Source organism: Arthrobacter sp. 'calajunan' (assembly GCF_046940185.1).
Taxonomy (GTDB): Bacteria; Actinomycetota; Actinomycetes; order Actinomycetales; family Micrococcaceae; genus Glutamicibacter; species Glutamicibacter soli.
On the sequence record NZ_JBKZDY010000002.1, the window covers coordinates 328613 to 344166 of the forward strand.

14 protein-coding genes, 1 tRNA gene and 1 pseudogene are annotated in these 15554 nt (G+C 62.7%); 7 read left to right on the plus strand and 9 right to left on the minus strand.

Annotated features, from left to right (window positions below):
* The first annotated feature begins 185 nt into the window (after window positions 1-185).
* Both RF641_RS04050 and nhaA read left to right on the plus strand, forming a co-directional pair.
* Entirely contained in the window at window positions 186-680 is a 495-nt protein-coding gene (locus tag RF641_RS04050) for a DUF2505 domain-containing protein (protein WP_047118488.1), read from the plus strand.
* A gap of 172 nt (window positions 681-852) precedes the next feature.
* Window positions 853-2205, plus strand: coding sequence for a Na+/H+ antiporter NhaA (nhaA, locus tag RF641_RS04055; protein ID WP_047118487.1), 1353 nt, complete (start codon window positions 853-855; stop codon window positions 2203-2205).
* A gap of 81 nt (window positions 2206-2286) precedes the next feature.
* Here nhaA and sufU read toward each other — a convergent pair whose 3' ends face one another.
* The 5 genes and pseudogenes from sufU to RF641_RS04080 form a co-directional block, all read right to left on the minus strand.
* On the minus strand, window positions 2287-2733 hold the full coding sequence (gene sufU / locus RF641_RS04060) for a Fe-S cluster assembly sulfur transfer protein SufU (RefSeq protein ID WP_047118486.1): 447 nt from the start codon (window positions 2731-2733) through the stop codon (window positions 2287-2289).
* Between the two features lies 1 nt (window position 2734).
* The gene (locus tag RF641_RS04065; protein ID WP_424572554.1) at window positions 2735-4027 is read right to left on the minus strand and encodes a SufS family cysteine desulfurase; all 1293 of its coding nucleotides are present in this window, start codon (window positions 4025-4027) and stop codon (window positions 2735-2737) included.
* Window positions 4028-4279: 252 nt separating this feature from the next.
* Complete coding sequence (locus RF641_RS04070) at window positions 4280-5287, minus strand: GGDEF domain-containing protein (RefSeq protein WP_147407218.1); 1008 nt, start codon at window positions 5285-5287, stop codon at window positions 4280-4282.
* Window positions 5288-5477: 190 nt separating this feature from the next.
* On the minus strand, window positions 5478-6059 hold the full coding sequence (pth, locus tag RF641_RS04075; RefSeq protein WP_047118485.1) for an aminoacyl-tRNA hydrolase: 582 nt from the start codon (window positions 6057-6059) through the stop codon (window positions 5478-5480).
* Between the two features lie 42 nt (window positions 6060-6101).
* Window positions 6102-6377: pseudogene (locus RF641_RS04080) on the minus strand (50S ribosomal protein L25); the annotation flags it as partial.
* A gap of 278 nt (window positions 6378-6655) precedes the next feature.
* On the opposite strand from RF641_RS04080, the gene RF641_RS04085 reads away from it, so the two are divergent.
* Window positions 6656-7087: a DUF1801 domain-containing protein gene (locus tag RF641_RS04085; protein WP_424572555.1), complete on the plus strand. Its 432-nt coding sequence runs from the start codon at window positions 6656-6658 to the stop codon at window positions 7085-7087.
* Window positions 7088-7181: 94 nt separating this feature from the next.
* On the opposite strand, the gene RF641_RS04090 is transcribed toward RF641_RS04085, so the two are convergent.
* The 3 genes from RF641_RS04090 to RF641_RS04100 all read right to left on the minus strand — a co-directional run bounded on the left by RF641_RS04090 (window position 7182) and on the right by RF641_RS04100 (window position 9890).
* Window positions 7182-8162: a ribose-phosphate diphosphokinase gene (locus RF641_RS04090; RefSeq protein ID WP_047118482.1), complete on the minus strand. Its 981-nt coding sequence runs from the start codon at window positions 8160-8162 to the stop codon at window positions 7182-7184.
* Window positions 8163-8231: 69 nt separating this feature from the next.
* The gene (gene glmU, locus RF641_RS04095; protein WP_120989912.1) at window positions 8232-9683 is read right to left on the minus strand and encodes a bifunctional UDP-N-acetylglucosamine diphosphorylase/glucosamine-1-phosphate N-acetyltransferase GlmU; all 1452 of its coding nucleotides are present in this window, start codon (window positions 9681-9683) and stop codon (window positions 8232-8234) included.
* A 135-nt stretch (window positions 9684-9818) separates the two neighbouring features.
* A tRNA-Gln gene (locus tag RF641_RS04100) sits at window positions 9819-9890 on the minus strand.
* 202 nt (window positions 9891-10092) lie between these two features.
* On the opposite strand from RF641_RS04100, the gene RF641_RS04105 reads away from it, so the two are divergent.
* On the plus strand, window positions 10093-11883 hold the full coding sequence (locus tag RF641_RS04105; RefSeq protein WP_424572556.1) for an ABC-F family ATP-binding cassette domain-containing protein: 1791 nt from the start codon (window positions 10093-10095) through the stop codon (window positions 11881-11883).
* 482 nt (window positions 11884-12365) lie between these two features.
* Here RF641_RS04105 and RF641_RS04110 read toward each other — a convergent pair whose 3' ends face one another.
* Window positions 12366-13046: an SDR family NAD(P)-dependent oxidoreductase gene (locus RF641_RS04110; RefSeq protein WP_424572557.1), complete on the minus strand. Its 681-nt coding sequence runs from the start codon at window positions 13044-13046 to the stop codon at window positions 12366-12368.
* 60 nt (window positions 13047-13106) lie between these two features.
* Here RF641_RS04110 and RF641_RS04115 point away from each other — a divergent pair, with 60 nt between their 5' ends.
* From RF641_RS04115 to RF641_RS04125, 3 genes are read left to right on the plus strand one after another with little or no spacing between them, the layout of a single operon-like run.
* Window positions 13107-13832, plus strand: coding sequence for a PIG-L deacetylase family protein (locus RF641_RS04115; protein WP_424572558.1), 726 nt, complete (start codon window positions 13107-13109; stop codon window positions 13830-13832).
* Complete coding sequence (locus RF641_RS04120; protein WP_424572559.1) at window positions 13819-14988, plus strand: MalY/PatB family protein; 1170 nt, start codon at window positions 13819-13821, stop codon at window positions 14986-14988. Before RF641_RS04115 ends, RF641_RS04120 begins: the two co-directional genes overlap by 14 nt.
* On the plus strand, window positions 14985-15554 hold the full coding sequence (locus tag RF641_RS04125) for a hypothetical protein (protein WP_424572560.1): 570 nt from the start codon (window positions 14985-14987) through the stop codon (window positions 15552-15554). Before RF641_RS04120 ends, RF641_RS04125 begins: the two co-directional genes overlap by 4 nt.

Here is a 15554-nt window from a genome sequence, read left to right on the forward strand (position 1 = left end):
GTATGACACCACGAACACCGACCGCAAAACGATTCCGCGGCCGGCTAAATGCCAATATGTTGTTTTGATGCCTTCCTAGCCTACCTAATCGAGGTGAACAGATAGGGTTAATGGTGTCCAGTACCCGGGACCGGCAGCTGCCGGTTCTCCCGGCCGCCCAGATTTCTAGATTGGGATACCCATTCATGGCATTGAACGCAAGCACGCAGATCGCCCATCCGGCCGACCAGGTCATCGCCACGCTGGCTGACCGCGGCTTCGCTGAGCACCTGACCTCGCTGGCCAACGGCACCCTGCAGGACTTCACCGTCAGCGGCGACACCGCAGGAGCTTTCACCCTGACCACCGTTCGCGCCATGCCTACCGACCGTGTGCCGGACATCGCCCGCAAGTTCGTCGGCGCCTCGATCCAGGTCACCCAGGTCGAGCAGTGGAGCGCCCCGGATGCCGCAGGCAACCGCTCGGCCAGCGTGAAGATCGATGTCGCCGGTGTGCCGGTGTCGGTGTCGGGCAGCGAGAAGCTTACCGCCCAGGGCGACACCACCGAATTCGCGATTGAGGGAAAAGTCTCCTCATCGATTCCGTTCATCGGCGGCAAGCTCGCCTCGGCAGCCGAGCCGTACCTCGGCAAGGCCCTGAACCTGCAGGCTTCGCAGGTTAACGCCTGGCTTTCGAAGTAGCCTCGACGGCGTCGATTATGACGCCCGACACAGACGCCCGGACCTGCGATTTTTCGCCAGGCCTCCGGGCGTCTGCGTTTTGGGACGTGAATTACGTTAGGGTTGAATACGGTGTGCCGGGAAGTCTGGTCGGCGTGAAATGTTCATTTAACGAAGTAAGCGAGTACAACGCATGACCAACACTCCCTCTTCGGGTTCCCCAAAGAACCTATTTTCCCGGCCGAGCTATAGCGAATCCGTGCGTATCGGCGACATCCTGCGCAAGGAGACCGTCGGCGGCCTGGTCCTGATTGTCGGCGCGGTGCTGGCACTGATCTGGGCCAACACCCCAATGCGCGATTCCTACTTCGCGTTGCGCGACTTCCATTTCGGCCCCACCCTCTTCGGGGTCGACCTGAATCTTTCCATCGGCCACTGGGCGGCCGATGCCCTCTTGGCAGTGTTCTTCTTCCTCACCGGTCTGGAGCTGAAGAAGGAATTCGTCATCGGCGACCTGCGCAACGTCAAGACCGCCGCGGTTCCCGTGGCGGCGGCGTTTGGCGGCGTGGCCGTCCCGGCCATCATCTTCGTGATCGTGGCTGCAGCCTCCGGAGGCTTCGGCAGCGAGCTGATGCAGGGCTGGGCGATTCCCACGGCAACCGACATCGCCTTTGCGGTGGCGGTGCTGGCGGTCATTGGTTCTTCCCTGCCGACCGCGCTGCGCATTTTCCTGCTGACCCTTGCAGTGGTTGACGACTTGATCGCCATCGTGATCATCGCGTTCGTCTTCACCGACGATCTGAAGCCGACCTACTTGGCCTTGGCCCTGATTCCGATCATCCTGTTCACCGTCCTGGCCCGCACCTTGGCGAAGTTCTTCGCCACCCGCCTGTGGGCCGCCTGGGTCATCCTGCTGCCGCTGGGCATCGTCACCTGGATCTTCGTCTTCGGATCCGGCATCCACGCCACTATCGCCGGCGTGATCCTGGGCTTCTGCGTCCCGGTCAAGCGCACCGACGGACGCGAAGGCATCGGCCTGGCCGAGCAGTTCGAGCACCGTTTCCGTCCGCTGTCCTCTGGCTTCTGCATCCCGGTCTTCGCGTTCTTCGCCGCCGGCGTGACCGTGATTTCCCCGGAATCAGGCAGCGGCGGGCTGCTGACCGACCCGGTCTTCTGGGGCATCGTACTAGGCCTGGTGCTGGGCAAGCCGATCGGCATCATGGGCTCGACCTGGGTGCTGACCAAATTCACCAAGGCATCCTTGGACAAGGACGCCAAGTGGGGCGACCTGTTCGGCGTGACGCTGCTGGCAGGTATCGGCTTCACCGTCTCACTGCTGGTCTCCGAGCTGTCCTTCGGCCTGGAGTCGGCGCACTACGAGCACGCTAAGGTCGCCATCTTGGCCGGTTCGTTCATCGCCGCCATCCTCGGCGCCCTGTGGCTGATTCCGCGCAACCGCCGCTACAAGGAGATCGCGGCGCGCGAGTCCCGCGACGACAACAAGGACGGCATCCCGGATGTCTACCAGCAGGGTGAGGACAACTAGTCCCTGACTGGATCGCAACGCGAAAAATCTCTGGTTCCGCCTTCGGGCGGAACCAGAGATTTTTTTTGGCTCAGCGTGTTGTTATGCTGCTTCCAGCATGGCGACCTCTGCCGCCACCCAGGCCAGCATGGCGCACTTGACGCGGGCAGGGAACTTGGACACCCCGGCAAAGGCCACCGCATCCTCCAGGACCTCCTCATCAGGGGTCATGGTTCCCTTGGAGCGCATCATTTCCCGGAAGAGATCCAGCTTGTCCAGGAACTCTTCGCGGGTCAGCTCCGGGAGCATTTCGCTGAGCACGGAGGCTGAGGCCATGGAGATGGAACAGCCGTCGCCTTCCCAGCTCATGGCGGTGAACTTCTCGCCTTCCAGCTCCACGCGCACGCGGATCTGGTCCCCGCAGATCGGGTTGTGCTGGTGCGATTCACCGTGGCGGTGGCCGCCCTCCGGTTCCACGAGCGGGGAACCGATGCGGCGCTTTGAATGGTCGAGGATGACCTGCTGGTACAGCTGATCGAGTTCGTTCATTTTAGACTCCAAAATACTCACGCACCGAAGCGACTGCCTCAATCAGGGCCTTGATGTCTTCTTCGGTGTTGTACAGATAAGTGCTGGCGCGGGTGGTCGCGGTGACACCTAGGGCGCGGTGCAGCGGCTGCGCGCAGTGGTGGCCAACGCGCACGGCGATGCCGCGCGAGTCCAGGAACTGGCCTACGTCGTGCGGGTGCACTCCGATGACCTCGAAGGGAACGGTGCCGATCCGCTTGGCATCGGCCGGGCCGAAGACCCGCACGCCTTCCAGGGCTGACAGGCCCTGGTACAGCAGCTCACCCAAGTGCTCTTCCCAGTCCGCGATGCGGTCCATGCCGATCTCGTCGAGGTAGCTGGCGGCCGTGGCGAGGCCATGGACCTGGGAGATGCGCTGGGTTCCGGCTTCGAAGCGCTGCGGAGCTGGAAGGTATTCCGCGTGCTCCATGTCCACCACCGTGATCATGGATCCACCGGTGAGGAACGGCGGCATGGCGTTGAGCAGCTCTTCACGGCCATAGAGGCCGCCGATGCCGGTCGGGCCGAGCATCTTGTGCCCGGAGAAGGCCATGAAGTCCACGTCCAGGGACTTGACGTCCACCGGAAGGTGCGGAACGGACTGGCAGCCGTCCAGCACCGTCAGGGCGCCGACTTTCCGGGCGGCGTCCACGAAGCGACGGGTATCGGTAATGGTGCCCAAGACGTTCGAAACATGGGTGAAGGCCACCAGCTTGGTGCGTTCGGTGACCAGCGCATCGATCAGGTCGTAGCGCAGCGAGCCATCCTCTGCGATCGGCACGTAGCGCAGGGTCGCGCCGGTGCGGAAGGCGAGCTCCTGCCACGGGATCAGGTTCGCGTGATGCTCAAGTTCAGTAGTGAGAATCTCGTCGCCCGGGCCGAGTCGGAACCGCGCGGCGGCTTCTCCCCCGTGTCCCAGCGAGGCGTTGGACATCGAGTAGCTGATCAGGTTCAGCGCTTCGGTGGCATTCGAGGTCCAGACCAGTTCGTTGGTCTTGGCGCCAATGAACTTCGCCACGGTTTCGCGGCCCTGCTCGAAAAGGTCGGTAGCCTCCACGGCAAGGGTGTGCGCACCGCGGTGCACCGCCGCGTTGGCGTTTTCGTAGTAGTGCTGTTCAGCCTCGTAAACGCAGCGCGGCTTCTGGCTCGTGGCGCCTGAGTCGAGGTACACGATATCGGCACCGTTGACCTGGTGCTCAAGGATCTCGAAGTCCGCCTTGATGCGTGCCACCTCGTTGGCGGTAAGCGCCTCGGCCGTTCCAGTCTGACCAGTCATGGTGTGCACGGGTCCTCCGAATTCTCGTCATGAATCGCCGCGCACTCCGCCGTCCGATCCGGCTGCAATGCGATTAGGCAATAGGTACATTAGGTAATTATTCCACTCCGGACCCCGTTGCACACCTAAGTTAGTCCTTAGTAAGTTTCGCCTCAAAGACGTGCCAGTTGAAGTCTCGAAGGGCCCTAGCCATAACGAAGGCGGAATCCGCGCCAGTCGCCCGAGAGACCCGAATTCGCCCGGATGCCGGAGCTACCTCGCGCCGTGCTTGCGCTGATACATCATGCGATCCGCCGTGGACAAGCAGTCCGCGAGGCTGGCCAGTCCCGGCTCCGCCGCGGCGAAACCGCAGGATGCAGCGATGCCGGCGGACTCGAGCGCCGCGTCGAAGGTCTCGAAGAATGTTGCGGCTTGTGACGGAACAACCCCGTTGGCCAGGATCGTGAACTCGTCCCCGCCATATCGGGCTACATGGCAGGCGGTCGTGCCTGCTTCCCTCAAGGTCCGGGCGGCACGCACGATCAGGTCATCGCCTGCAGCGTGCCCCAGGGTGTCATTAACCTGCTTCAGTCCGTCGAGGTCGACAATGGCGACTGCCACGGCATCGCCGAAGCTCTCCAGCCGCTCTTGGGCATCGGCAACGATGGCGTCCCATCCACGGCGGTTGAGCAGGCCGGTCAACGCGTCCGTGTTCGCCAGCGCCTCGGACATCTCGATCCGTCGCCGTTCCCGGTCGATGCCTCGCGCCAGCTCCAGCTGCGTGGACAGCAGCTCGCTGAGCAGGTTCAACAGCTGCTCGTCGAGCTGCTCGTCATCGGACAGCGGTTCGGGCCGGACTCCGCACAGCACGCCGAACATCTCGCCGCGGTCGTCGCTGATGGTATAGCCCGCATAGGCCCCCACATATTCGGAGGCGCCGAGGTCCGAGTAATCCGGGTCGGCGCGGGAATCGCGCACCACATGAGCGGCACCGGATGCCATGCGGCTGCAGAACGACTCGTTCCAGTCGATTCGCGCCCCGGTACTCAGCAGTTGTTCTTGATGGACATGCACGTGGACCTGCTCCCCGTGCACCACGCGCGACACCGACCAGTCGGCCAGCGGGGTATGCGCGTTGAGGTAGGCGACGACTCGCTCCGAGGACTCGCTGAAGGCCTGGGCGCCGTTCAGCGGCAAGCCGTTCTCGCCCCGCGGCAGCCCACCGTTGTTCCGACGCTCGAGCTGCAGAGACTGGTCTTGAGGGGTGTGGTGTGAGGGCACCGGTATCACTCGCTTTGCTTGATAACTTCCTGCTGGTCAGCGAAGACTAATATGCTCAAAAACAATAACAGGGAAACGGAGAAGAATTCTCCTCATTCACGGCATGTGCCCCCGCCGCGCTGAATTACGCTGGGCTGCAGCGGATATGGAAAACTCCGGACCGGTTGGTCCGGAGCATTCCCGAAAGTTTTCAGGCCGTGTGGAACTTGCCCTGGGCTGCTTCCAGCCCCTGCGACATCAACAACTCCACCGCGTCGGCCGCGTTGTCGATCAAGAATGGCAGCACCTGCTTTTCGGACTTCGAGAAGTCCTGCAGGACCCAGTCGGCGGTGTCCATGCGTCCGGGCGGGCGGCCCACTCCGGTGCGCACGCGCAAGTAGTCCTTGGAGCCCATGGCCTTGGAGATGTCGCGCAGGCCGTTGTGGCCTCCTTCTCCCCCGCCGCGCTTGAGCTTGATGGTATCGAACGGAATATCGATCTCATCGTGAACCACGATCAAGTTCTCAACCCCGATGCCGAAGAACTTCGCCAGATTGCCCACGGGGCCGCCGGAGAGGTTCATGTAGGTCATCGGCTTGGCCAAGACCACGCGAGGACCGCCCACGCCCATGCGGCCCTGGACGATCTGGGCGCGCGATGCGTGGGTCTTGAATTTCGAGCCGGCGCGGTTGGCCAGCTCGTCGAGCACCATCTGCCCGATATTGTGCCTATTGCCAGCGTAGCCGGGCCCGGGATTCCCGAGCCCGGCTACGAGCCAAGTGTCATTGCTCATGATGCTTAGCTAGATGCCTTATCGCAATGCTTAGGCAGCGACCAGCAGGTCCAGGTGATCAACGGTGCGGTTCAGCGCGTGGATCTGGATGTCCTTGATGGTGGTCTTCACTTCGGTGCCCTCGATGTTCAGGACCAGCTCAACGCCGCGGTCGCGAACGGCCAGGGTGGTGGCCTGTGCTGGCAGCAGAACGTGCTGCGGCTCGGAGCCTGCACCGTAAACGACTGCTGGGATCTGGCCTGCGCGGCGGGCCTGGCGGGCAGCGCCCTTGCCGAAATCGGTGCGTACAACGGCGTCAAGGTTGACAGATGCCATGATGATTCTCCTTAGGAAATGATTGCTTCGTTTAGGCCCTTGCGTGGACTCGGGAAGCAACCAACATCTAGGAGATGAAAGAGCTTTTCCGGCCTTGTCGATAACGGTCACACCATCGCTGGTGGTTCCCTCGCCTGGGCACAGTGAATAATTCTAGCAGTCGGGGGCGCGTGTACGAAAATCTGTCGCCCAGAACACTGTCGGTTGCGGAGCTTGCAGGTAGCGTTGAGTCAGTTCTCCGCAACCAGCTGCAGCCGCCCTACGGTGCAGGAAGGAATCCCATGGCCACCAAGCAGCCCGCAATGTCCCCTTCCGATCTTCCGGTCGCCTCGGTGCTGGACCGGGCAACCGGTCCCCGGCGCGCCGAGGCAGATGAGCTGCTTGCGCTGTTCAAGGAGATCTCCGGCGCCGAGCCGGTGGTCTGGGCAGGACGAATCCTGGGTTTCGGCCAGTACGAGTACCGCTACGACTCGGGGCACGGAGGCATCGCCCCGCTGCTGGCATTCGCACCGGGGCCGAGCAACCACACCATCTATCTGGTTTCCGGCTTCGCCGAACGTTGGCCGGAGCTGCTGGAGAAGCTCGGCAAGCACCGAAGCAGCAAAGCTTGCCTTTATCTGACCCGGCTTTCGTCGTTGGATCAGGGGATCCTGCGCGAATTGATCGAGAAATCGTTGCAGGAAACGCTGTCCGATGACTCGACCCTGGGCTGAGACCAGCGCTCCATGAGTCTGTTAGCTCGGTTTTAACGGCTTTCGGCCGGCACCCCCGAAGGGTGCCGGCCGAAAGCTTGCGAAACGAGGGCTGCTAGGCGCGGCCGTCGAAGAGGTTCGTGACCGAACCGTCGTGGAAGACCTCGGAGATCGCGCGAGCGAGCAGCGGGGCGATCGATAGAACGGTAAGGTTCTCGAAGCGCTTCTCTTCAGGGATCGGCAGGGTGTTGGTGACAACAACCTCGGTGGCCCCGCACTCGGCCAGGCGCTGCGCGGCTGGATCCGAGAAGACTGCGTGGGTTGCGGCGATGATGACGTCCTTGGCGCCGGCTTCCTTCAGCACGCGCACTGCGCCTGCGATGGTTCCGCCGGTGTCGATCATGTCGTCGATCAGGATCGCGGTGCGGCCCTTGACCTGGCCCACCACGGTCTTGGACTCGGCCTGGTTCGGCACGGTCAAGTCACGCGACTTGTGCACGAACGCCAGCGGGGCACCGCCCAGGCGCTCTGCCCACTGCTCGGCGACGCGCACGCGGCCGGTATCAGGGGAAACCACGGTCACGTTGGCCACATCGACCTTGGACTTGATGTAGTCGGCCAGCAGCGGGAAGGCGAACAGGTGGTCCACCGGGCCGTCGAAGAAGCCCTGGATCTGCGCGGTGTGCAGGTCGCAGGAGATCACGCGGTCGGCGCCTGCGGTCTTGAACAAGTCGGCAACCAGACGTGCCGAAATCGGCTCACGGCCGCGGCCCTTCTTGTCCTGGCGGGCGTACGGGTAGAACGGCGCCACGACGGTGATGCGACGGGCGGAAGCGCGCTTCATCGAATCGATCATGATCAACTGTTCCATCAGCCAGTTGTTCAACGGGGCCGGGTAGGACTGCAGCAGGAACACGTCCTTGCCGCGGACCGATTCGTCCGAACGCACGTAGATCTCGCCATTGGCGAAGTCATAGGCATTTAGTGGCAGCTTCTCGATATCGAGGGCCTTGGCCACCTCGTCAGCTAGTTCCGGGTGCGCACGTCCGCTGGCAAGCACCAGCTCTTTGTTGACGTTATGGCGGATTTCACTCATTGTTATGCTTTCTCGCTCGCTTCGCTATCACGTATGAGGTGTACTGAGGAAATAAAATCCGTCGCGGAACTACTCGGAGGCCGAGGTGTTCAGCGAGGACTTGAACGCGGCGTCTGCCGAAGAGGTACCCGGACGCTTTTCCAACGTCCATCCCTCGGTGTTGCGCTGCGGGGCCACGGACAGCGCCAGGGCACCGGCCGGGACATTCTTGCGGACGACTGCACCGGCACCGGTGTAGGCGCCGTCCCCGATTTCAACCGGGGCGACGAACACGGTATTCGAGCTGGTGCGCACGTGCGAACCGATCTTGGTCCGGTGCTTCTTTTCGCCGTCGTAGTTGGCGGTGATGTTGCCACAACCGATGTTGGTGAACTCACCGATTTCAGCATCCCCGGCATAGCCAAGGTGCGAGAGCTTGGAGCCGCGACCAATGGTCACGTTCTTGGTTTCGTAGAAGGCGCCGATCTTGCCGTCGGCCCCCAGGTCGGTGCCCGGACGCAGGTAGGCGAATGGTCCCACGGACGCGCCGTCGGCGATACGCGAGTCGGTCGCGTCGCTGCGCTTGACGGTTGCGCCCTGGCCAACCACGACGTTGGTCAAGGTGGTGTCCGGGCCGACCGTCGCATTAGCGCCGATGATGGTTTCGCCGTGCAGCTGGGTTCCCGGCTTGAGGGTGGCATCCTGGCCGATCATGACCTCGGCGTCGATCCAGGTGGTGGCAGGGTCAACGATGGTGACACCCTGGCGCATCCAGAATTCGTTCTTGCGCTGGTTGTAGATGCGGGCCAGGTTGGAGACCTGCACGCGGTCGTTGGCGCCCTCGATCTGCCAGCGGTCCTCGATTCGGGAGGAGGCCACGCGGCCGCCGTGGGAGCGGGCGATGGCCAGCACGTCGGTCAGGTACATTTCGCCCTGCGCGTTGTCGGTGGTGACTTCGGTCAGTGCCGAACGCAGCATCTGCGCGTCGAAGGCGTAGATGCCGGAGTTGATTTCCTTGACCGCCAGTTCCTCAGGCGAGGCGTCCTTCTGCTCGCGGATGCCGGAGACGTCCCCGTTCGCGTCGCGCAGGATGCGGCCGTAGCCGGAAGGATCGTCCAGCTCGGTGGTCAGCACGGTTACCGAGTTGCCGTTGGACTCATGGGTGGCGACCAGTTCCTGCAGCACCTCGCTGGTGAGCAATGGCACATCGCCGTAGGTCACCACGACGGTGCCCTCAAGTTGCGGGTCGATGGCTTCGAGGCCCTGCTGCACTGCGCGGCCGGTGCCCGGCACGTCGTCCTGGTCCGCGATGGTGATGTTCGGGAACTGGTTCAGGATGTGCTCGGCGACCAGATCGCGCTGGTGGCGGACAACCGCAACGAGGTTCAGGGGTTCGAGCGCAGAGGCCGCATGCAACGCATGGGAAACCATGGAGCGACCTGCGATTTCATGCATGATTTTCGGCTTCGCCGATTTCATTCGGGTGCCTGCGCCGGCGGCGAGGACGATAACGGCTACTGGTGCGTTGACCTGATCGCTCAAGTTGCTTTTCTCCTGCGGGTCGCTTCGGGGTTTTGGGCAGTGAAGAAAAACCCCTGATCCAGTCTATCGCGCAGATTGGGGGCAACCGAACTTTGATACCAAGAAAGCGCCGCGGCGGCGGCGCTTGGAAAGTTGTTCCGCCCCTAGGATTCGAACCTAGAATGCACAGCTCCAAAGGCTGGCGTGTTGCCATTACACCAGGGCGGAAAATGTGGTCAGCAGGTAAACCAGCCAAGCACGCTATGTATTCTGCCATGTCCTGCGGTGCTGTGTGAAATCGCAAAACACCGTATTGAGACTCACTTTTATTCTCTGCTTTATTCCGCACGCGGTGCGGAGGCAACTTTGGAATATGGCTGTTCCCCCACAGTTTGGCGTCTCGATTTGCCCCGGAAAGTAAACTGGAGACGTGGCACATTTACTCGGGGGCGAAGCCCTGCATCTGGAATATCCAACCCACGTCGTTTTTGACTCGGTGACCATCGGCATTTCCGACGGCGACCGCATCGGACTCGTTGGACGCAACGGCGAAGGCAAGTCCTCGCTGCTTGGCATGCTCTCGGGCAAGATCGAGCCTAATTCAGGACGCGTGACCCAGCGCAACGGCCTGCGCGTGGGAGTCCTGGACCAGAGCGACACCCTGGACTCGGACTCGACCATCCATTACGCCGTAGTGGGCGACATGGCCGACCATGAATGGGCCGGCGACGCCCGTACCCGCGACATCATCTCCGGCCTGGTCGCAGACCTGGACTGGGAAGCAACAGTGGGCACGCTCTCCGGCGGCCAGCGCCGCCGCGTGGCTTTGGCAGCCCTGCTGGTGCAGGACTGGGACGTTGTGATCCTCGACGAGCCGACCAACCACCTGGACGTCGAAGGCATCTCCTGGCTGGCCGAGCACATCAACAACCGCTGGTCCAAGAACTCCGGCGGGCTGATGGTCGTCACCCACGACCGCTGGTTCCTCGACGCGGTCTGCACCACCACCTGGGAGGTGCATGACGGCATCGTCGAGCCCTTCGAAGGCGGCTACGCTGCCTACGTGCTGCAGCGTGTGGAACGCGACCGCATCGCAGCGGTCACCGAATCCAAGCGCCAGAACATGATGAAGAAGGAACTGGCTTGGCTGCGCCGCGGCGCACCGGCCCGTACTTCCAAGCCGAAGTTCCGCATCGAGGCCGCCAACCAGCTCATCGCCGACGTACCTCCGGTGCGCAACCCGCTGGAACTCAAGCGCATGGCCACCAGCCGGTTGGGCAAGGACGTCATCGACCTGCTGGACACCTCGGTATCCTTCGGCCCGAAGCAGATCCTCAAGCCCTTCACCTGGCGCATCGGCCCCGGCGAGCGCACCGGCCTGCTGGGCGCCAATGGCGCGGGCAAGTCGACCCTGCTGGGCCTGATCGCCGGCACCGTGGAGCCCTCCAGCGGCAAGATCAAGCGCGGCAAGACCGTGAAGCTGGCAGTGCTGGACCAGCAGTTCCGCGAACTGGACCAGATCGGCGAGGACCTGGTCCGCGAGGTGCTCGGCCGCTTCCGCACCACCTTCAACGTGGACGGCAAGGACCTGACCCCTGCCCAGCTGCTTGAACGCCTGGGATTCTCCTCCGCGCACCTGTCCACCAAGGTCCGCGAGCTCTCCGGCGGCCAGCGCCGCCGACTGCAGCTGCTGATGATCCTTATGGACGAGCCGAATGTCATGATCCTCGATGAGCCGACCAACGACGTCGACACCGACATGCTCGCCGCATTGGAAGACCTGCTGGACTCCTGGCCGGGCACGCTGATCGTGGTTTCCCACGACCGCTACCTGCTGGAGCGCGTCACCGACCAGCAGTACGCGATCCTGGACGGGAACTTCCGTCATGTTCCGGGCGGCGTGGACGAGTACCTGGCACTGCGCAGCGCACAGGGCACCGGTTCCGGTTCCAACCGCACCCAGTCATCCGGCACCGAGCAGGCAAAGCCCGCAGGCCCCAGCGGCGCCGAGCTGCGTGCCGCGCAGAAGGAGCTGAACGCCAACGAGCGCAAGGTCGGGCAGTTGCAGGACAAGATCGCCAAGATCCATGAGAAGATGGCCGGCCATGACCAGTCTGATTACGAGGGGCTAGGCAAGCTGACCGCAGAGATCAGCGAATTGCAGGACCAGGTTGACCAGCTGGAAGAACGCTGGCTGGAACTCTCCGAAATCGTCGGTTGATCCCAAAGAAAATTTATCCGCGCTGACCCTCCCTTGCGAGGATATGTTGGTTGCCGCAGCAATCCCTTGATCGAGCGCCGTTGGATGCTCGATGGCGGTTCAGCGGCGCCCAACGTTTTTTCATTCCGGGGACGTTTACAGACCCGTAATGCTGACCACGACTGCACGGAAATCCCGACATCGCCGCTCAATTCATTGGCTGATTTCCACGGCCGACGGAATTCCCCGATGATGCTGAGGTGCAATCACCGGCTTCAGTTTGCTACATACACTCAGTCGCCAGGGGTACTGCTCCAACGCTCAAGATCGTTTTTCTGTTGCCTCAGTTCTGGTTCCTCGCTGAAATAATCAATGAGGATATCCAATGCTTCCAACGCCCGTGCACGTCAGACTTCATCGATTTGCACGGTCAGGCGCAGCAAGGTGAAAGCAGCTGCCGCGACGAAAGTTGCATCCGAATACCATTCTTCAGCGTCGGGCTGCTACATCGACACGACGCCGCGCACCCGATGCCCGACAGCCATCGATTCGCCGCTGATCCCCGCGGAGCGCGGCGAAAGCAGAAAGGTGATAACTTCGGCGACCTGGGTTGGCTTCGTATCGCCAAAACCACCAGTCGCTACCGAGGTCGCCGGATGCTCGCTGACAATGCCCGGGCTGACGGTGTTGATCCCGATTCCGCTTCCCGCATGTTCGTCGGCCAGATGCTTGGCGATGGTGATCAGCGCGCCGTTGCGTACCGAACCGGCGATGTTCCCCGTCACCATCGCGTTCTGTCCCGAGACCCCGACGATCCTTCCGGTGCCGGCCGACCGCATGTGCGGCAATACCGCGTTGGCCACGCGCAGGAAACCCAAGGCCTTGCCCTGCACCGCTTCCATGACACGGGCCGGGTCGGAATTGCCGGCCGGGTCCAGTGTCCTGGCGCTGGGCGCTGCGGCATGAACCAGGCCGTCGATCCGTCCATGCATGTCCATCACCTGCGCGATGCCACGCTGAACCGAGTGCTCATCGCTTGCATCCAGCTGCAGTTCAGTGCTGGCGGAACGTGCGGCGCTGATGGCGATCGCTCCCTCGGCCCGCAAGCAGTTGACCACCGCAGAACCGATCAGTCCGGTCCCTCCGACGACAAGCACAATTTTTCCATCAAGTTCCAAGTCCATGCCGTTTAGCGTATCCGCCATTGCTGGTGTTGCGCAGCCCTTTGGGGAAGAATCAGGCCCATGGATACCACGCGAATCGACAAGCCCGAGTTGGAAGTCTTCGACGAGAACTGGCAGCGGGCGCTGGTGCTCATGGCGCATCCCGACGACCCTGAATACGGGACCGCGCTGGCGGTGAGCCGGTGGACCCGGCAGGGCAAAGAGGTAGCCTACGTCTTGGCGACGGCCGGCGAAGCAGGAATCGAGACCATCGCCCCGGCGCAGGCAGGACCTCTGCGCGAAATCGAGCAGCGCCGGGCCATAACCCACGTCGGCGTGCAGGAGCTCGAATTCCTAGGCTTGCCCGACGGCCGGCTGGAATACGGCATCGAGCTGCGCCGCGCCTTTGCCGCAGCGATTCGCCGCCACCGCCCGGATGTGGTCATCACGCTGAACTTTGAACGCACCTTCGGCGGGGTCTCCCGGAACTCGGCAGACCACCAAGCTGTGGGCCGAGCCGTTCTCGATGCCGTTTCAGACGCAGCCAACTCCTGGATCTTCCCCGAACTCACCGATCCGCCGCATACCGAAGTGCAGATGATCGCTGTATTCGCCGACGAGGCGCCGACGCACTGCGTACCGATCGAGCAGCAGGATATTGACGCGGCGATTGCCGCGCTGAGCGAGCACCGCGAATACCTCGCAGCGCTGAGCCCCGACTCGATCGAGGACCAGGCCCGCGCGCAAGTTCAGATGGTGCTGGGCGAACACCGCCCGGCAAGGGTGGGCTTCCGTGTCTACCGCTGAGTGGGACAAGCTGACCGAAGAGCAGCTGCGCGTCAACGGATCGCTGAAGTGGACCGCCCACGAGCACGCCATCGGCGCGTGGGTAGCGGAGATGGACTATCCTATCGCTCCCCCGATCCGCCAAGCACTGCGCGACTACGCCGAGTCGGAACTCTTCGGCTACCCGCCTCCGGCGCTCGACGCGCAGCTGGCGGCAGCCACCAGCGACTACTACGGAAGGCACTTCGGCTGGAGTCCGGAGCCAGAATGCGTCGCGCCGATTGCCGATGTCCTAGCCGGGCTTGGTGCCGTGCTGGACATCTTCCTGGACCCGCAGGCCGCGGTCGTTGTTCCAACCCCGGCCTACATGCCGTTCCTGACCTATCCGGCGCTCAAGAACCGCCGGATCATACAGGTGCCTATGCTGCGCGACGGCTCCGGGTGGCAGATGAATTTGCCCGGCATCCGCGAAGCGCTGCGAAACGGCGGCGGCCTGGTGCTGTTGTGCAATCCGCATAATCCCATCGGCAAGGTCTACACGCGACAGGAACTGCAGTCGCTGTCGGAGGTTGTCGAGGAACAGGGGGCAAGAGTGTTCTCGGACGAGATCCACTCCTCGCTCATTTTCGAGGGCACCCATCGGCTCTACGCCTCGCTGTCGCTGGAAACTGCTGCGCACACCATCACCGCAACCTCCGCGACCAAGGCGTTCAACATGCCGGGGCTCAAGTGCGCGCAACTGGTCTTTTCCGCCCCGGCAGATCTGGACCTCTGGCGGGACAAGGGATTCTTCATCGGGCATGGGGCTTCGACTCCTGGCAAGCTGGCCACCATCGCCGCCTACACCTCAGGGGATCCATGGCGGAGGCAAGTCCTGGGCTACCTTCGCGACAACCGTGATCTGCTCGCAGGTCTTTTGGATGAGCATTTGTCGTGGGTCACTTGGCTCCCGCCCGAAGGCACCTATCTGGGATGGCTGGATGCCAGCGCCTTGGGCCACGGCGAACGCACGGCCGAATTTTTCCTTAATCAGGCTCGCGTGGCACTGGTCGAGGGCGCCCAATGCGGCGAAGGCTCTGCCGGGTTCGTGCGCATGAATTTCGCGCTCCCCCGCCCGATCCTGGTCGAAGCCGTCAAGCGCATGGGACAGGCCGCATCGAAGGCGGGCGGATTGTGAGCAAGGAACAGACGAAGCCGAAGATCCGGCGAAAGCTGGCCCATTCGCTCGACGGGCAGATTCCAGTGAGGCTCACACGCAGTGTTGCGCCGGACGAACGCGAGGAAGGAATCGTCCGCAAGCTGGGCGAGGACTGGGTCCTGCTCGTGAAATTGCGCGACAGGGCGTACTTCAACGGATACATGATCCTGCGCATTGCAGACCTCGAGAAGGTGAAGCTCAAGCGCAAATTCATGCCGTTCATTGAATCCCGGACACCGGCGGCACCCCAACTGAACCTCGACGACATCGATCTGGGCTCTGCCGGGAGCATCTACGGCACAACCTCTGCGACCGCGCCGCTTATCCTGCTCTACGAGGAAAAGCGAGCCCCGGACAAGTTGTGGATTGGCACGGTTGTAGATTTGCGCCGCAAATCAGCATGGATTCACATGATCAATCCGAACACACGCTGGTACTACAAAGTCGTTAATGTCCGGTTCAAGAATCTCACTCGTATTGACCTGCTCAGCGACTACGACAGGGCGCTGCTCTACATGGCCGGCCCCGAGCCGAAGGCCGGCTGA